General features: G+C 57.0%; 16 protein-coding genes. All 16 read left to right on the forward strand.

The features are described from left to right. Positions 1-64 precede the first annotated feature (64 nt). The 16 genes from DWZ82_RS04825 to ftsZ all read left to right on the forward strand — a co-directional run bounded on the left by DWZ82_RS04825 (position 65) and on the right by ftsZ (position 18,374). Positions 65-328: an HPr family phosphocarrier protein gene (locus DWZ82_RS04825; protein WP_107632189.1), complete on the forward strand. Its 264-nt coding sequence runs from the start codon at positions 65-67 to the stop codon at positions 326-328. Positions 329-417: 89 nt separating this feature from the next. Beyond that, on the forward strand, positions 418-2,241 hold the full coding sequence (gene uvrC, locus DWZ82_RS04830; RefSeq protein ID WP_118479176.1) for an excinuclease ABC subunit UvrC: 1,824 nt from the start codon (positions 418-420) through the stop codon (positions 2,239-2,241). 110 nt (positions 2,242-2,351) lie between these two features. Beyond that, positions 2,352-2,903, forward strand: coding sequence for a 16S rRNA (guanine(966)-N(2))-methyltransferase RsmD (rsmD, locus tag DWZ82_RS04835; RefSeq protein WP_118285618.1), 552 nt, complete (start codon positions 2,352-2,354; stop codon positions 2,901-2,903). Between the two features lie 5 nt (positions 2,904-2,908). After that, entirely contained in the window at positions 2,909-3,394 is a 486-nt protein-coding gene (gene coaD / locus DWZ82_RS04840; RefSeq protein ID WP_118285617.1) for a pantetheine-phosphate adenylyltransferase, read from the forward strand. A 2-nt stretch (positions 3,395-3,396) separates the two neighbouring features. Continuing rightward, complete coding sequence (locus DWZ82_RS04845; RefSeq protein ID WP_110436330.1) at positions 3,397-3,852, forward strand: hypothetical protein; 456 nt, start codon at positions 3,397-3,399, stop codon at positions 3,850-3,852. 779 nt (positions 3,853-4,631) lie between these two features. Next, positions 4,632-5,051: a division/cell wall cluster transcriptional repressor MraZ gene (gene mraZ, locus DWZ82_RS04850; protein WP_227600590.1), complete on the forward strand. Its 420-nt coding sequence runs from the start codon at positions 4,632-4,634 to the stop codon at positions 5,049-5,051. A 17-nt stretch (positions 5,052-5,068) separates the two neighbouring features. Beyond that, positions 5,069-6,004 carry a 16S rRNA (cytosine(1402)-N(4))-methyltransferase RsmH gene (gene rsmH, locus DWZ82_RS04855; RefSeq protein WP_118360325.1) on the forward strand — a complete coding sequence of 312 codons (936 nt, stop codon included), beginning with the start codon at positions 5,069-5,071 and terminating at the stop codon, positions 6,002-6,004. Positions 6,005-6,041: 37 nt separating this feature from the next. Next, positions 6,042-6,539, forward strand: a complete 498-nt coding sequence (locus DWZ82_RS04860; protein WP_118753400.1) for a hypothetical protein — start codon at positions 6,042-6,044, stop codon at positions 6,537-6,539. Positions 6,540-6,628: 89 nt separating this feature from the next. Next, positions 6,629-9,028, forward strand: a complete 2,400-nt coding sequence (locus DWZ82_RS04865; protein WP_118479180.1) for a penicillin-binding transpeptidase domain-containing protein — start codon at positions 6,629-6,631, stop codon at positions 9,026-9,028. A gap of 9 nt (positions 9,029-9,037) precedes the next feature. Next, positions 9,038-10,471, forward strand: coding sequence for a UDP-N-acetylmuramoyl-L-alanyl-D-glutamate--2,6-diaminopimelate ligase (locus DWZ82_RS04870; protein WP_118479182.1), 1,434 nt, complete (start codon positions 9,038-9,040; stop codon positions 10,469-10,471). A gap of 356 nt (positions 10,472-10,827) precedes the next feature. Beyond that, positions 10,828-12,210 carry a UDP-N-acetylmuramoyl-tripeptide--D-alanyl-D-alanine ligase gene (locus tag DWZ82_RS04875; RefSeq protein WP_118479184.1) on the forward strand — a complete coding sequence of 461 codons (1,383 nt, stop codon included), beginning with the start codon at positions 10,828-10,830 and terminating at the stop codon, positions 12,208-12,210. After that, entirely contained in the window at positions 12,207-13,190 is a 984-nt protein-coding gene (gene mraY, locus DWZ82_RS04880) for a phospho-N-acetylmuramoyl-pentapeptide-transferase (RefSeq protein WP_118479186.1), read from the forward strand. The genes DWZ82_RS04875 and mraY overlap by 4 nt, the downstream gene beginning before the upstream one ends. 22 nt (positions 13,191-13,212) lie before the next feature. After that, positions 13,213-14,481: an FtsW/RodA/SpoVE family cell cycle protein gene (locus tag DWZ82_RS04885; protein WP_118479188.1), complete on the forward strand. Its 1,269-nt coding sequence runs from the start codon at positions 13,213-13,215 to the stop codon at positions 14,479-14,481. A 249-nt stretch (positions 14,482-14,730) separates the two neighbouring features. Then, positions 14,731-15,870, forward strand: coding sequence for an undecaprenyldiphospho-muramoylpentapeptide beta-N-acetylglucosaminyltransferase (murG, locus tag DWZ82_RS04890; RefSeq protein ID WP_118479190.1), 1,140 nt, complete (start codon positions 14,731-14,733; stop codon positions 15,868-15,870). 18 nt (positions 15,871-15,888) lie between these two features. After that, a complete protein-coding gene (locus tag DWZ82_RS04895; RefSeq protein WP_118479192.1) occupies positions 15,889-16,962 on the forward strand; it encodes a cell division protein FtsQ/DivIB in 1,074 nt (357 codons plus the stop codon). A gap of 257 nt (positions 16,963-17,219) precedes the next feature. Then, positions 17,220-18,374 carry a cell division protein FtsZ gene (ftsZ, locus tag DWZ82_RS04900; RefSeq protein ID WP_118360333.1) on the forward strand — a complete coding sequence of 385 codons (1,155 nt, stop codon included), beginning with the start codon at positions 17,220-17,222 and terminating at the stop codon, positions 18,372-18,374. Positions 18,375-18,402 lie beyond the last annotated feature (28 nt).

Below are 18,402 nucleotides of genomic sequence, written 5' to 3' on the forward strand. Positions count from 1 at the left end.
ACGAAAATGCAAAAAAGCGATAGACTATATACAACGGATTTGAAGAAATAGGAGCGATGCAGATATGTATTCAAAAGAGGTACAGGTTACCAATCAGGTAGGCTTATATGCCCGCCCGGCAACTTTTTTCATTCAGAAGGCAAATGAGTTCAAGTCTACCATCCTGGTAGAGAAGGAAGAGCGCCGCGTAAACGCGAAGAGCCTGCTCGGCATTCTGTCCCTGGGTATCACCAAGGGCACTACCATCAACCTGATCGCTGATGGCCCGGATGAGGAAGAGGCTGTTTCCGCACTGGTTGAGCTTATCACATCCAATTTTACTGACTAAGTTATCGCGTCCTGAGGGAAAAGCGCCGGTTGTTTTGATCGGCGCTTTTATTTTTGCAAATGACGATTGAGGGAAGAAGGGCAGTTCGCATGACAAGAGAACAGCTGAAGGAGCGCGTGCGCAAGCTGCCCATGCAGCCCGGCGTTTACATGCACAAGGATAAGACCGGCAAGGTGATTTACGTCGGCAAGGCCAAGCTGCTGAAGAACCGCGTGTCCAACTACTTCCAGCCGCCCGAACGGCTGAACGCCAAGACACGCCAGCTGGTCAGCCATATCGACGACTTCGATATCATCGTCACGGACAGCGAGTTTGAAGCGCTCGTGCTCGAGAACTCGATGATAAAGAAGTACAAGCCGAAGTACAACATTCTGCTCAAGGACGACAAAGGCTATCCCTATGTGCGGCTGGACACTACGCTGCCCTACCCGGATTTCAAAATTGTCTCCAAGCCTGTACATGACGGAGCGCGGTACTTCGGTCCGTACATGGGCCGCGGCGCCGCAAGACGAGCGATTGATACGATTGGTGAAGCACTGCACCTGAAAAGCTGTGCGCGTTCCTTTCCGCGGGACATCGGCAAGGACCGTCCGTGCCTGAATCTGCACCTTGGCCGCTGCTGCGCGCCGTGCACCGGCAAGGTCAGTCCGGAGGAGTATCACGCGCTGATCGAACAGGCGATCTCGCTGTTCGAGGGCGACGCAAAAAAACTCGAGCGTGAGCTGACCGAGAAGATGAACGAAGCCGCCGAGGAACTGCAGTTCGAGCGTGCCGCCGTCCTGCGTGACCGTCTGCGTGCCATCCAGAAGCTGGGCACCAGGCAGCATGTTGTCGCGGGTGCGTTCGCGGAACTGGATGTTATCGCCTTTGTGCAGGGACAGACCCGCGCGTGTGTCTGCGTGCTACATTACAGCGGCGGCACGCTGCAGGATAAGGAATACACGTTCTTCCACGTCACCGAGAGCGACCCTGCCGAAGTGCTTTCCTCGTTCATCAAGCAGTATTATGCACAGCGCAATGCGGTGGCGAAAACCGTTCTGCTCTCGCATGAAATCGAGGAGCAGGACGCCGTCGGCGAATACCTTTCATCCATCGCAGAGCGCAAGGTGGAGCTGGCTGTGCCGCAGCGCGGCGAACGCCGGGTGCTGACCCGCCTCGCGGAGAAAAACGCCTTCGAGGAGATCGAACGCAGAGAGAAGCAGTCCGAGAGACGGCATAAATCGCTTGAGCTGCTGCAGAATGTCACCGGTATGGCGGCACTGCCGCTCCGGCTGGAAGCCTACGACATTTCCAACTTCGCCGGACAGGATACGGTCGGCTCGATGATCGTGTTTGTCGAGGGTCAGCCGAAAAAGAGCGACTACCGCAAGTTTAAGATCGCGTGTGCCGCCAACGGGCAGGACGACTACGCCTCCATGCGTGAAATGCTCACGCGCCGCGTGCAGCGCTATGTGGACGGCGACGAGAAGTTTGCGCCGCTGCCGAACGCGTTCATGATCGACGGCGGTCTGGGTCATGTGCATGTCTGCAAGGAGGTGCTCGATTCGTTCGGGCTGTCGGTTCCGTGCTTCGGCATGGTCAAGGACGACCGCCACCGTACCCGTGCCCTCGTTGCACCGGACGGCCGTGAGTTCGGCATCTCGGCGACTCCGGCGCTGTTTGCGCTCATCGGCCGCATGCAGGAGGAGGTCCACCGGTTCGCCATCGAGTATAACCGCAAGCTGGGCGGCAAAAAGGTGCGCGGCTCCACACTGGATAAAATCCCGGGCGTGGGCGATAAGCGCAGAACCGACCTGCTCAAGCACTTCGGCAGCATTGAGAATATCCGGCAGGCGTCCGAGCAGGAGCTGGCAAGGATTCTGCCGAGAAATGCCGCGCAGAGCGTTTACGAATTTTTTCATCAGGATTCATAAATATTACGAAACCGCATGATGTATCTGGGTTTCCATAGGGCGGGGTGCTCTCATCCCGCCCTACACGATAGAGTGATGTTATTGTTAAAAAATTTCAGCAGGAGGCTACCATGAGAGTTGTATCCGGAACTGCACGCGGCTGCAAGCTGCAGCCGGTGCCCGGCATGAACACCCGCCCGACCACCGATCGGGTAAAAGAAAACGTATTCAATCTGATACAGGATCATGTGCGCGGTGCCGAGGTGCTCGACCTGTTTGCGGGCACCGGTCAGCTTGGCATTGAGGCGCTTTCGCGCGGCGCTGCTCACTGCGATTTTGTCGAGCACAACAAGGCAGCTTACGGCATCGTGAGCAAAAACGTCGAAAGTGCGCGTGTGAAGGATAAGGCGGCGCTCCACCGCACGGAGGCAGCGGAATTTGTTTCCAAAGCAGGCAGGGAACGGTACGACGTGATCTTTCTGGATCCTCCGTACGGCGGCGTGATCTTAGAAAATGCGCTGAAACAGATAGAAACGTTTGACATTCTCTCTGTAAATGGTATAATAATATGCGAAAGTGCAGTAGAGGACAGATTCTCCCACGGCTTCGCAGTCGTGCGGGAACGCCGCTACGGCGCAACCATGATTACCATTCTGCAGCGGCAGAGTGGCGAAACGGAATGAAATAAATGAAAATTGCGATTTATCCGGGCAGCTTTGACCCTGTCACACTGGGACATCTGGATATCATCCGCCGTGCGTCGGTCATGTTTGACCGGCTGATCGTTGCGGTAATGCACAACCAGAACAAAAAACCCGCTTTTACCGCCGAGGAACGTGTGGAATTCTTAAAGCGGACAACAGCTGACCTGCCAAACGTCGAGGTGGAATCCTTCGGCGGCCTGCTGGCGGACTACGCCAAGCAGAAAAACGCATGCGCCATCGTAAAGGGTCTGCGTGCGGTTTCGGATTTTGAATACGAATTCCAAATGGCACTTGCCAACCGCAAGCTCAACCCTGAGCTGGATACCGTGTTTTTGATGACAAGTGCGGAATATATGTACCTCTCTTCCTCGATCGTGAAGGATATTGCGGTACACGGCGGCGGTGTCGCCGATTTTGTTCCCGAGGGGATTATGCAGGACATTGTGCGCCGAATTAGAAAGGGAGAGTAAAAATGGCAACTTTAGAGGAACTCATTAACCGCATGTATGATATGGTGCAGGACGCAAAGGGCATTCCGCTGGCAGGTGAGAAGTGCATCGTAGAGCGCGACCACATGCTGGATATGCTGGACGAGCTGCGTGAGGCTCTGCCGAACGATCTGCAGCAGGCACAGGAAATTGTTGCAAAGCGCAGTGAGATGCTGGCATCCGGCAAGCGCGAGGCTGAGGCGATCCGCCGTCAGGCTGAGGAGGATGCACGTCAGATGGTCTCCGAGACCGAGATCGTCGTAGCGGCACGCCGCAAGGCCAAGGAAGTACAGGGCAACGCCGAGATTCAGGCTCGTGAGCTGCGCCGCGTGGCAAATGAGTACTGCGAGGATACCCTCAAGCGTACCGAGGAGGCAGTGGCTCTCGGTCTGGAGGAGGTCCGCAAGGCACGCCAGCGCTTCAAGAGCATCGCAAAGTAAAACCGAAATGCAGGCAGTCACCTTCGGGTGGCTGCTTTTTCGTGTTCTTTGCGGTACCGGCACAACGGGAATTTGTCGCTTGCGAAGCGAACGGAACTTGCCTGCCCGGCAGGGGCACAAGAGGGATGGACACCTAAGGTTTCCACCCCTCTTGTGAATCACCCCGTTTCCTCTTAGCGTCTGCCTGCCAGAGAACTGAGACTATGGGGGAACGGCAGAGGATTTTTTCTGCCGTAGGGGAGCACAGTGTGCTCCCATGTCGAGACCTGTTTGCAGTGTCAGATACCGTACTGCTACACATATCGGCAACTCTACGCTGGGTGCGGCATGACAGTGCCGAACAATTCGCTTACGCGTTGTTGCGGACGGCACCTGCGAATTTTATTTGATAACAGCCGTCACCTTGTCTGCACTACCCCCTCACCCACTCCTCACCACCAACGCCGAAAAAGAGAACCTCACACCCACTTTGCGCCACCGGGCTGAAAAATGTCCGGCTGAAATTGCACAAAAATACACACTCTGTGGATAAACTTTGGGATAACTCTCCACTTCACAGTAAAATGCAGGAAAACACCGCGCGCGAACACAATCGAACAACTGTTCGTAAAAATTGCGAAAACTATAAAATTTGCAAGAAAAACGCCCGAATTTTTCGTGCAATAATGCAAAAAATATCTTGCAATCTATTCTCCGTACCGCTATAATAAAATCAAGGTGGAGAGATGTGGGGTAAAGTGTCACAAATTCCACCAAAGCGGAAGGGCAGGTGTGAATGAGTGAAGGGCGAATACAAGCATTCCATAGACGCTAAGGGTCGTCTGGCAATGCCGGCCAAGCTGCGCGAGGAGCTCGGCGAGCACTTCACGGTCACCAAGGGCCTCGATGGCTGTCTGTCCGTCTATCCGGAAGCGGAATGGAAGCGTCTGGAGGACAAGATCCGCACGCTCGGCAACGGCGAAAAGGCAAGACGCGTCAAGCGCTACTACTTCGCCAATGCGTTCGATGCACAGCTCGACGCACAGGGCCGCATCCTCATTCCAGCAAACCTGCGTACCTTTGCGGAGCTGCAGAAGGATGTTACCGTGATCGGTCAGCTCGACCACGCGGAAATCTGGAACAGCGACAAGTGGCGCGCTTACAATGACGAGATCGACGCGGAAGTTGTTGCCGCGGACGTAGAAGATATTGATTTTTAACAAAAGGGCAGGGAACTATGGAATTTCATCATGTATCCATTTTGCTTGAGCCTTGCCTTGAGGCTCTGCAGATCAAGCCGGACGGCGTTTATGTGGACGCCACGACCGGCGGCGCCGGTCACTCGCTCCGCATTGCGGAGCGTTTGCATGATACCGGTCGTTTGATTTGCATTGACAGAGATGACGAAGCACTCGAAAACGCGAAGGACCGCCTCAAGGATGTGTGGCAGCGTGTCACACCGGTCAAGAGCGATTTCCGCGATATCGACAAGGTGCTCGAGGGACAGGGACTGGCAGGTGCGGACGGCATTCTGTTCGACCTCGGCGTTTCCTCTCCACAGCTGGATCATGCCGAGCGCGGCTTTTCCTACATGCAGGATGCGCCGCTCGATATGCGCATGGACCGGCAGCAGAAGCTGACCGCGTATGATGTGGTGAACGGCTGGAGCCGCGAGGAGATCCGCCGCATTCTGTTTGAGTACGGCGAGGAGCGCTACGCACCGCTGATCGCAGCGGCGATCGAGCGCGAACGCGCAGACAAGCCGATCCAGACCACGCTGGAGCTTGTCCGTGTGATCAAGGGCGCCATGCCCGCGAAAGCACTGCGCGAAAAGCAGCATCCGGCGAAGCGCAGCTTTCAGGCGATCCGCATTGCGGTAAACGATGAGCTGGGTGCCGTGCGGGAAGCGATGGAAAAAGCCATCGACTGTCTCAATCCGGGCGGCAGACTGGCGGTCATCACCTTCCACAGCCTGGAGGACCGCATCGTCAAGGCGGCTTTTCAGCAGGCGGCACAGGGCTGCACCTGTCCGAAGGACTTTCCGGTATGCATCTGCGGCAAAAAGCCGAAGGTTCGGCTGACGCCGCGCAAGCCGATCCTGCCGGATGAAAGGGAAATTGAGGAGAATCCGCGCGCCCGAAGCGCGAAGCTCCGGGTTTGTGAAAAAATCTAAACCGAAAAAGCAAATTCAAAAGAAAGGAAAGCGCAAGATGGCTTCTGGCAGGAACAACGCGGCAAGAAAATATGAAGATCAGGTTCCTGCGCAGCGTGAGGTACAGCCGAAACGCCATCTGCAGGTAGCGGCAGCACCGGTCAAGAAAAAGAAGCACCGCCGCAAGCCTGCTGTGATGCAGGGCGTGTATCCGTGCATTTTTCTGGTGGCGATCACGGCGGCGTTTATCCTGTTCTGCCAGATGCAGCTGACCCAGCTTACCGCGGAAGCGAGTGAGCAGAGCGACCTGCTCAGCGAGCTGCAGTCGGAGAATGTTTCTCTGACGACCAAGCAGATGAACAGCATGAACATGGATGAGGTAGAGCAGTACGCCACGGACACGCTCGGAATGGTAAAGCTGGACAATTCGCAGATCGAATATGTGGAGCTGACTAATCCGGATCTTGTCACCGTTGCAGACGACAGCATGACGCTGCGCGGTCTGTGGAACGCACTGGCAGCGCGCTTTTCCGCACTTGTGGAATATATCCGATAAGCAGTTGAATACAATGCGTACAGGGGAGTGAGAGGTGGATAACTTCTGACTCCTTACGCTTTTTCAGGAACAATATGGAGGCTGACTAAATGGCAGTTAAGGGACCCAACCATCAAATGCGCACGCGTATCCGCGGGCTGACCGTGCTGTTTGCACTGATCGGTTTCGGGCTGGTAGGCGTGCGGCTGCTGTATATGCAGGTATTCAATCACGATTTCTATGTGCAGCAGGCGACAGCGCTGCAGACGCGCGACACGTTCATCACGCCCAACCGCGGCAAGATCTACGACGCGAACATGCAGGTTCTGGCTGAATCCGCCGCTGTAGAGCGCATTACGGTCGATCCGAAGGCCGTTGTGGACGAGGGCAAGGTCAAGAAGGGCATCACGGCGGAAAGTCAGCAGCAGACGCTTGCGACCATCCTGTCCGAAACGCTGGATGTGGATTACGATACCGTGATGGAGAAGCTCCGGAAGACGAACTCGCAGTACGAAATTATCGCGCAGAAGGTCGATAAGGACGTATCCAAGGAACTGGATGAGAAGCTCGAAGCGGCAGACTGCACCGGCGTCTACTCCGAGCCGGATACCAAGCGGTACTATCAGCACGGCGCCTTCCTGTCTGCGGTTCTGGGATACGTCGGCAGCGACAACAACGGCGCGTACGGCCTGGAATCCGAGTATAACGACGAGCTTTCCGGCACGGCGGGCCGTCTGGTGCGCGTGCAGAACCAGCAGAACAAGGACATTATGCCGGAGACCCAGCAGTATATCCCTGCGACGGACGGCAACTCGTTGGTGCTGACCATCGACAGCGATATCCAGAACTATCTGGAAAAGCACCTCGAGACCGCACTTGCCGACAATCCGGAGGCGCGAGACGGCGTTTCCGGCATCGTCATGGACGTCAAGACCGGTGAGGTGCTGGCAATGGCGAACCTGCCGGACTTTGATCCGAACGATGCCTACAAGCTGACGAGCGACAAGTATATCAACGAACTCAAGGAAAATGTTGCGAAAATCCTCAAGGAAGAGAACGTAAAGGTCGAAATTCCGGATGCATGGTATGAGAAGGGCGGTCTGGACAATCTGCCGGAGGCGATTCATGACAATTCTGATCTGGTGGATGAGCTGGGCAGAGCCCGCGTCAATATCCTGATGAAAACGTGGCGCAATCCGGTTATCGCGGATAACTACGAGCCGGGCTCCACCTTCAAGCTGATGACGGTCTCCACCGCGTATGATCTGGGTGCTACCCATGCCGAGGACACCTACTACTGCGGCGGCTCCCTGCAGGTGGAGAACTGGGAGATCAAGTGTGCAAACACAAGCGGCCACGGCATGCAGACGCTGACCGAAGCCCTGATGAATTCCTGCAACGTAGCGATGATGCAGATTGCCCAGAGCGTCGGCATGGATCGGTTTTACAACTTTTACAAGGCGTTCGGCCTGACCGAGCCGACCGGCATCGACCTGCCGGGTGAGGGCAAGGGTCAGTTCCACAAGCTGGATGTTGCCAGTGACTGGAACGAAGTCGCACTGGCGACCGCATCGTTCGGTCAGCGCTTCACGGTTACGCCGATTCAGATGCTGAACATGGTCTGTGCGATCGTGGACGACGGCAAGCTGAAAAAGCCGTACGTCGTCAAGGAAGTGCTGAGCGGAGACGGCTCGGTCAAGTCCACGAATGAGACCGAGGTGGTCCGTCAGGTCATTTCCGAGGATACCTCCGCTTATATGCGCGGGGCGATGGAGCAGGTTGTCGCAAACGGCACCGGCAAGAACGCGTATGTGCCCGGCTACCGCGTCGGCGGCAAGACTGCGACCTCCGAGATTCAGCCCGAATACGACAGTGACGGCAAGGTGCTCGATACCGAGGACCGCTACACGGCCTCTTTCATCGGCGTAGCACCGATGGACGACCCGCAGATTGCGGTTCTGGTCTCCATCAACGACCTGCCGGAATCCGCAACGCATACCGGCGGTACGATCGCCGCTCCGGTTGTCGGCCGCATCATGGAGGATGTGCTGCCGTATATCGGCATTACGCCGGTCTACGACGACAGCGAGAGTGACCGCCGTGAGCTGACCGTGCCGAGTGTATCCGGCAAGACGCGCGACGATGCGATTTCCACGCTGTCCGACGCAGGCTTTGACTGCATCATCAAGGGCGACGGCGATACCGTCACCGATCAGGTGCCGAGCGCAGGCATGCGCATTGCGGCCAGCGGCAAGGTTATCGTTTACATGGGCGAGGAAAAGCCGACTGAGGCCGTTGAAGTGCCCAATCTGTCCGGCATGTCGCCGGATGAGTGCCGCGATACGCTGGAGGAGTACGGTCTGTACCTCAAGCAGAAGGGTGTTTCGTCCGCGCAGATTACAGGCGACACTACCGCGACCAAGCAGAGTCCGGAGGCCGGTACCAAGGTAAGCCTCGGTGCGGTTGTCACGGTAGAATTTTCCGATACAACGACGGTCAACGACCGATAGGAGGAAATTATGAAATTACAGGAACTTTTGAAGGATGCAGCAGTGAAAAACAGCACTGCCGCACAGGATATCGAGATCAAGGAAGTGCGTTACGACTCCCGCGCGGTACAGCCGGGCGACCTGTTTGTAGCCATCCGCGGCTACGCGACCGACGGCCACAAGTACATCGCCAAGGCGATGGAGCAGGGCGCGGCAGCCGTTGTCTGCGAGGAGGCGCCGGAGGGCGTCCCCGCAGTCGTTGTGGAGAATTCCCGTATCGCGCTGGCTGAGATTGCGGCAAACCGCTTCGGTCATCCGGCAGAGAGCATGGTCATGCTCGGTGTGACCGGCACCAACGGCAAGACCACCACGACCTACCTCGTCAAGCACATGCTTGAGGACGCAGGCTACAAGGTGGGTCTGATCGGCACCAACCAGAACCTCATCGGTGATGAAGTGATCGAGACCGAGCGCACCACGCCGGAATCCTACGAGCTGCACGCGCTGTTTGCCCGCATGAGAGACGCAGGCTGCACGCATGTGATCATGGAGGTTTCCTCGCACTCTCTGGTGCTTGACCGCGTGCACGGCATTCCGTTTGCGGTAGGCGCGTTCACCAATCTGACGCAGGATCACCTCGATTTCCATAAGACCATGGAGGAGTACCGCAAGGCAAAGGCGCTGCTGTTCTCCATCAGTAAGAAGGGTGTTATCAATCTGGATGACGCTGCGGCGGAGAAGATGCTCGCGGACGCAAAGTGCCCGTGCATGACGTTCTCCTGCGGCAAGCCGGAGGCCGATCTCGAAGCGACCGACCTGCAGCTGCACGCGGACGGCGTGGAGTTCACCGCACAGTATCAGGGCGAAAAGGCAGATGTCAAGCTGCCGATTCCGGGTCATTTCTCGGTCGAGAATGCACTGACCGCGCTCGGCATCGTGCTGCAGCTCGGCATGCCGCTTGCGGATGCGGCGAAGTCCATGGCAACTGCAACCGGCGTCAAGGGCCGTGTTGAGGTCGTGCCGACCGATACCGATTACACCGTGCTCATCGACTACGCACACTCGCCGGACGGCGTGGAGAACGTGCTCAAGGCCGTTCGCGGCTTTGCAAAGGGCCGTGTCGTTGCTCTGTTCGGCTGCGGCGGCGACCGTGACCGCACCAAGCGCCCGAAGATGGGTAAAATTGCGGCGGATCTCGCGGACTTCTGCGTTGTAACGAGCGATAATCCGCGCACCGAGGAGCCGAAGGCCATCATCGACGACATTCTCGAGGGCATGAAGGATTCGGATACGCCGATGCAGGTCATTGTGGACCGTCCGGAGGCGATCCACTGGGCACTTGCACACGCGCAGAAGGACGATATCATCGTGCTGATGGGCAAGGGACATGAGACCTATCAGGAAGTAAACCATGTGAAGCACCACATGGATGAACGCGAGATCGTAGCGGAATATTTCGCGTGATAGGGGACTTCAAAAGTCCCCTATCTACGGAGAACGGTTCCTAAGGAAACCGTTCTCCGAAACCCGAATGACGCTCGGCGCTATCCTTGCGCGGCTTTGCTGCCGCGCTGCGCCCCAAGGCGGCTGGGTCGGGGAATAAAAACCAAGCGTTATCCTTGCGCGGCTTTGTTGCCGCGCTGCGCGATACATGCTCCCGGTTTTTATGAAATTGCAGGCAATTTCTAATTGAATACCATGTGCAAGCACATGGTCGTCTGCGGACGGGAACAAAGACACGGTTTTCCGAAAGGAAAACCTGTCTTAATGTAAGCCGCTGCAAGCAGCGGCGAGATTTGATAATTATTGGGGGAAACGGCATGGAACGATTTACATTAGCGCAGGCGGCGGCATGGACACACGGCGAAGCGAAGGGTGAGGCGGCTCTGACGGCGGTCACGACCGATTCGCGGCAGATTCCGCCGGAGGCGCTGTTCCTGCCGATTAAGGGCGAGCGGTTTGACGCGCACGATTTCATCGGCAAGGCCATCGAGAACGGCGCGGCCGCCGTGATGAGCCACCGCGAGAATGAGGAGTATCCGGTGCCGGCGCTGTACGTTGAGAACACCTCGCAGGCGCTGCTTGACCTCGCGGGCGGCTACCGCACGATGTGCGGCGGCAAGGTCGTCGGCGTGACCGGCTCGGTCGGCAAGACCACCACCAAGGAGCTGCTGTATGCTGTTCTCTCGCAGGGCTTCCGCGCACAGAAGACAGAAGGCAACCTGAATAATGAGATTGGTCTGCCGCTGACGCTCATGCGTATGACCAGGGATACTGAAGTGCTGGTAGCCGAGATGGGCATGAACCATTTCGGTGAGCTTTCCCGCATGACGGCGGCTGCCAGACCGAATCTGGCGGTTATCACCAATATCGGCACCTCGCATATCGAGTTCCTCGGCTCGCGTGAGGGCATCTGCAAGGCCAAGCTGGAGATCCTCGAGGGTCTGCAGGAGGGCGGCACGGCTGTTCTCTGCGGCGATGAGCCGCTTCTGTGGGACAAACGCGGCAGCCTCGGCTGCAAGGTGGTAACATATGGCATCGAAAATTCCGCCTGCGACCTCATTGCACACTTGCACAGCGACGGTACATTTGATATAGTAAATAACGGTCTTGCTGCGGCGCACCTGCCGGTCGGAGAGAAATTCACCGCGAAGCTGAGTATTCCGGGCAAGCATAATGTGCTCAATGCACTGGCGGCGGCAGCCGTCGGTCTGCTGCTCGGTGAAACGCCCGCGCTGATCGCGCAGGGACTTGTCTGCTATCAGGCGAGCGGCATGCGCCAGAATATCTACGAGCAGGACGGCTATCACATCTATGCGGACTGCTACAACGCAAGTCCGGATGCGATGGAGGCTACGCTGTCCGTGCTTGGTGGCATGGCCGGGGACGGCCGCCGGTTTGCGGTTCTCGGCTCGATGCTCGAGCTTGGCGATTACGCCGAGGAAGGTCATCGCCGTGCCGGTCGTGCGGCGGCGCAGTACGCGGACGCCCTGTACGCCTACGGTCCGGATGCAGCGGCCATGGTAGCCGGTGCCAGAGAGAAGGGCATGGAGCATGCGTATGCGTTCGACGATCAGACCGCACTTGTCGCGGCACTGCGCGAGGACGCGAAAAAGGGAGACGCGCTGCTGTTCAAGGGCAGCCGCGGCATGCGCATGGAACGCGCACTTGCAATGTTTTTAGGGGAGGAAGTTGAAGCATGAAACAGGCTGTGCTTGTTTTCGCGGTCGCACTGGTGATTACGCTGGCTATCGGTCCGGCGGTCATCAACTATCTGCGGAAAATGAAATTCGGTCAGAAGATTCTCGAAATCGGACCGAAATGGCACATGAACAAACAGAATATCCCGACAATGGGCGGCTTTATGTTCATTATCGGTATCGCGGCGGCAGTCATTATCGGCAATATCGTGATGGGTGAGATTTCGGTCTCGTCGCTGGCGGTGCTCGGCCTTGCCGTGGCCTACGGTGCGGTCGGTCTGGTCGATGACTACGCCAAGATCAAGAAAAAGGAAAACGCGGGTCTGACTCCGAAGCAGAAGCTGGTGCTCCAGATTCTGGTTGCCGGCGTGTTTGTGCTCGTGCTGTTCCTGGGGTCGAGCGGTCTGCCGCAGCTGTGGATTCCGTTCACGGGCATTTCGTTCAGCTGGCCGTGGCCGCTGTACATCGTGTTCGCGGCCTTCGTTATCGTCGGCGCGGACAACGCCGTCAATCTGACCGACGGCATCGACGGTCTGGCGGCAAGCGTTACGCTGCCGGTTGCCATCTTCTTCGTGTTCGTCGGCTTCCGCCGCGGAGATATGGGCGTTGTGATCTTCTCGGCGGCACTCGCGGGTGCGCTGCTGGGCTTCCTGCGCTATAACTTCAATCCGGCCAAGGTGTTCATGGGCGATACCGGCTCGCTGTTCCTCGGCGGTGCGGTTGCCGGTCTGGCATTTGCGTGTGAAATGCCGCTCATCCTGCTGCTGGTCGGTCTGATCTACATCATCGAAACGCTGTCCGTTATCCTGCAGGTCACCTACTTCAAGGCGACCCACGGCAAGCGCCTGTTCAAGATGGCGCCGATCCACCACCACTTTGAAATGTGCGGCTGGTGCGAGAAGAAAATCGTGCTGGTATTCACCGGCATCACGGTTGTGCTGTGTCTGCTGGCCTACCATGTGGCGCTCGCACCGCTGTTTTAATTCGTAATTCGGAGGTAACCCTATGGCTTCGACAACTGGAAAGACGAATCCGCAGTACCGGCCGGCATCGCGCCGTCCCATGCCGCGGAATGCGCCGAGCGGCAAAACGGCGCGTCCTTCGCGGGAGCCGGTGCCGAAGGAGCGTTACCATACCGGCACCGCAAAGCCGAAGCGCAGACGCATGCGCAGCATGAAGGCGCACATCTGGGATACCGGTGTGTTCTTCTCGGTGCTGCTGCTGCTGATCACCGGTCTGATCGCGCTGTTCTCGGCAAGCTATACCAACGCGATGTTCTACAAGGGCAGCGCGACATACTTTATCATGCGTCAGGGCATTTTCGCCGCGATCGGTCTTGCGGCGATGATCGTTCTTTCCAAGATTCCGTACCGCATGTACGCGGGCATTCACAACATCATCATGTGGATATCGGTCGCGCTGCTGATTCTGGTTGTGATACCGGGCATCGGTACAACGGTTAATAATGCACAACGCTGGCTGTTCGGCTTTCAGCCGTCTGAGATCGCAAAGCTGACCGTCATCATCTGCTTTTCCTACTGGGTGGCGCGTGACCCGAAGAGCGTGCGCAGCGTCAAGACCATGGTGCAGCCGTACGGTCTGCTGCTGGCGCTGTACATCGGTCTGCTGTACCTGGAGCCACATACCTCGGCGATGATCATCATCTGCGGCATCGGCATTATCATCCTGCTGGCAGGCGGCATGCGCCTGTGGTACTTTGCGCCGATTCTGGGACTGGGTGCAGGCGTAGTTGCGGCATTCTATGTTGCGTTTAAGCATGTACGAGACCGTTTTGAGGTCTGGCTCAATCCGTTTTCGGATATGGCGAACAAAGGTCTGCAAGGCTCGATGAGCCAGATCGCCATCGGCTCGGGCGGCCTGCTCGGCCGCGGACTCGGCAACGGCCTGCAGAAGCAGCTATACCTGCCGGAGCCGCATAATGACTTCATCTTCGCCACCTGGTGCGAGGAGATGGGTCTGATCGGCGCTCTGCTGGTCATTCTGCTGTTCGCGTACCTTATTTACCGCGGATTCCGTGTGGCGCGCTATGCACCGGATAAATTCGGCAGTCTTCTGGCGACCGGCATCACCGCCAAGCTGGCTATCCAGACGCTGATGAACCTGTTCGTTGTCACCGGCATCATGCCGGTAACCGGCGCGGCTCTGCCGTTTTTCAGCTATGGCGGCACAGCGTTGCTGCTGCAGCTCGGCGAGATGGGCATCCTGCTCAATATATCGCGGTATATGCGGATTGACGGAAGAAATCAGGATTAAGTTATGGCAATACCGCATAATTTTCGCAAAGCGCCGCGGCAGCGCGACCGGAGCCTGCGCAAGAAGCCGCTGCCTTAATTGTGCGGTGTTGCCTTATGCAAATCGAGGCTGTTTGCAGCATACAAACAGCCTCGATGACTGTGATATTGCTGTCAGGCAGTACCACATGATCCGGTAAACAGGCTTTGCCGGACCATGTGATCCTACCTTGCATTTGAAAAGTAACAAACAGGAGAGGGGAACTCAGTTTTGAAACTGTACATTACGGGAGGCGGCACGGGCGGTCACGTTACACCGGGTCTTGCCATTGCACGCTATTTTGAAAAAAAGCAGCCGCAGACGACGGTGCGTTTTGCCGGTTCGGCACGCGGCATTGAAAATAAGCTGGTCCCGCGTGAGGGATACCCGCTGGACACCATCGAGATCATCGGCATGTCGCGTTCGATGAGCCCGAAGGGCATTCTGCACAATCTGAAGGCGGCAAAGCTGGCTGTCTCGGCGGTCAGCAAGGCGAAGAAGCTGCTGAAACAGGCCAAGCCGGACTGCGTGATCGGCTGCGGCGGCTATGCGTCGTTTGCGGTGGTACGCGCGGCACAGCAGCTCGGCATTCCGACTGTTCTGCTCGAGGTCAACGCGCTGCCCGGCAAGGTAACGCAGATGCTCGCAAAGGACGCGGACCGCGTGCTTGTCTGCTTTGAGCAGGCAAAGGAGCTGCTCGGCGGCGGAGATAAGATCATTCTGACCGGTGCGCCGGTGCGCGGTGAGATTCTGGCGGCAGATCGCGCAAAGGCACGCGAGAAGTTCGGTCTGACCGATGATGACCAACTGGTCGTCTCCTTTTGGGGCTCGATGGGTGCAAAGTACATGAACGAGCACATGGCTGGTGAGCTGGCGCTCGAATGTAAAAACGGCGTGCCCTATCACCATGTTCACGCAACCGGTGCGGCGGCCTGTGAGTGGCTGCCCAGAATGGCGAAGGAGCAGGGCGCCGACTTTGACGAACACCCGAACATCGAAGTGACCGAGTACATCTACGACATGGCCGACCGCATGGCGGCGGCTGACCTGATCGTGTGCCGCGCAGGTGCGGCCACTCTCGGTGAGCTGTGCATGCTCGGCCGTCCGGCACTGCTGGTGCCGTCTCCGTATGTGGCGGAGAACCACCAGGAGAAGAACGCGCGCGCGCTCGAAAAGGAGGGCGGCTGCCGTGTTCTGCTCGAGAAGGATGCCAATTCGCAGGTGCTGTACGACGAGATTCAGAATCTGCTGAGCGACCGCGACCGTCTGCACCGGATGGGGCACGACGCGACAAAGCTGGCGGCGCACGATGCAAGCGAGAAAATCTATCAGGAGATCCTCTGGGCAATCGAAAACCATGGCAAGAAGTAACAAAGAAGGGATGCTGTGATGAGACGCAGAAGGCGAAAAAAGCACACGCCCGACCAGATGGAGCAGCAGCGCCGCGGCAGGAAAATCTTTCGTGTGCTGGGACGCGTGCTGCTGACCGGTATTGTTCTGGCGGCTGCCGTGGTGGCGATGACCGTGTTCTTCAAGGTTAAGACCATTTCGGTGGAAGGCGCCAAGCAGTATGGCTCGGAGGAGCTGATCGCCGGTATGGATGTTCAAAAGGGCGATAATCTCTATCTGTGGAACAAAAACCGCGTATTGTCCGACCTGATGCACAGCTTCCCGTATCTGGAAAGCGCACAGCTGCGCCGCAAGCTGCCGGATGGACTGGTGCTGACTGTCACCGAATGCACAGCGGCGGCTGCCGTGAGGAATGAGGATAACACGTTCACTTATATCAGTGCGGGCGGCAAGGTGCTCGAGAACAACGCCGCGGACGGCGGTCTGCCGATCGTGCTTGGCGTTACGCTGAATGCACAGATGGGGGATTTCCTTGATACCGGCACGGATGCACACGTTGACGCCATGCTGAACGTGCTGGAGAACATGGATGCTGCCGGTCTGCTCGAAAAGATGAGCTTCCTCAATCTGAACGACCTGACCGATGTGCGCATCGGCTATGACAAGCGGTTCGACATCCGCGCAGGCTCACTGGACGATCTGACGTACCGTCTTCGGTTTGCACAGACCGTTATCAGCGATCGCCTTTCGGCATCGGATATCGGGCGGCTGTACTGGGATGCACAGAACCGTCTGCACTTTGTGCCGGAGACGGCGGAGGATGTAGCACGCTCCGGTACCGATCAGGCAGGTGACAATCCGGTGACCTCGCCGGCGTACACCAATCCGGACGGCGAAGTCGGTACGACCGACAATACGAACGGCGATGACTCGACCGATTCGAGCAGCGACAGCTCGGACAGTTCGGATAACTCGGATTATTCCGATGATTCGGATAACTCGGACGATTCGTCCTATGACGAATCCTACGATGACGGCAGCTACGACGATTCCTACGACGAATCGTATTACGATGACAGCTATTATGACGACAGCTACGATGGCGAAGGCTGAGTTTTTTCTGCCTATACTGGCGAAAATAACCGAAAACACAAGGGAAAACGCGAAAAAATACAGCCTTTTTCCGTATCGCCCGCCGGTTTGCGGGAAAGACACGGAAAAGATTAAGTTTTTTTTGAGGAATTCGCTAATTCCTGTTGCAAAATAGAATAAATCGAGGTAAAATTAAAACAATAGGGGCGAAGTGCCCTCAAACGCGGTAATTGATAATCAAAGAACGATTCTTTATCATAAAACGGAGGACAACGACAATGGGTTTTGAGTTTGAACAGGGCTTGGATAACGTAGTAAACATTAAGGTCATCGGTGTCGGCGGCGGCGGCGGCAACGCTGTAAACCGCATGGTCGAGAACGGTGTACAGGGTGTTGAGTTCGTTTCCATCAACACGGATATGCAGGCTCTGAATTATTCGCAGGCCAGCACGAAGATCCAGATCGGCGAGAAGCTGACCAAGGGTCAGGGCGCAGGCGCAAATCCGGAGATCGGCCGCAAGGCTGCTGAGGAGAGCAAGGATCAGATCGCAGCGGCTCTCGCTAACACCAATATGGTATTTATCACCGCCGGCATGGGCGGCGGCACCGGCACCGGTGCAGCTCCGGTTGTTGCACAGATCGCTCGTGAGCTGGGCATCCTGACGGTCGGCGTTGTTACCCGTCCGTTCGCATTCGAGGGCAAGAAGCGTCTCGAACAGGCGCTGAGCGGCATCGAAGAGCTGAACAAGAATGTAGACTCCCTCGTTATCATCCCGAACGAGCGTCTGAAGTATGTATCCGAGCAGAAGATCACCTTCAAGAACGCATTCGAGATCGCTGACGGCGTTCTGCGTCAGGCAGTTAAGAACATTTCCGAGCTGATCACCGTTCCGGGCTTCATCAACCTGGACTTCGCGGACGTTACCTCCGTCATGAAGGACGCAGGCTTCGCTCACATCGGCACCGGCTCTGCTGCAGGCAAGGACAAGGCTGCAGAGGCTGCACGCGAGGCAATTTCCAGCCCGCTGCTCGAGACCTCGATCGACATGGCTCACGGCGTTATCGTTTCCGTTATCGGCTCTGACGATATCGGCCTCGATGAAGTTGAGACCGCAGCTACCATGGTTCAGCAGGCGGCTCATCCGGATGCACACATCATCTTCGGTGCATTCATCGACGAGAACATGGACGACGAGATCCGCGTTGTTGTAATCGCAACCGGTTTCGACAATGTTCCGAACTCCGCAAAGATGAGCATGGACGGCAATAAGGACAAGGCTTCCGGCTCCACCGGCCTGTTCACCGAGGCTGCTACCGCAGCGGCTGACAAGAAGCCGGCTCGCGCAACCGCTTCCAAGCCGTCGTCCGATGTTGGCTCTGACGATGCTGCATTTGATGTTCTGATGCGCATCTTCGATAAGGACAACCGATAATCTAACTGATAGCTATTCAAAACAGCCC

The organism is Butyricicoccus sp. AF35-5AC, assembly GCF_003477715.1.
In the GTDB taxonomy this organism is placed as follows: domain Bacteria; phylum Bacillota; class Clostridia; order Oscillospirales; family Butyricicoccaceae; genus Agathobaculum; species Agathobaculum butyriciproducens.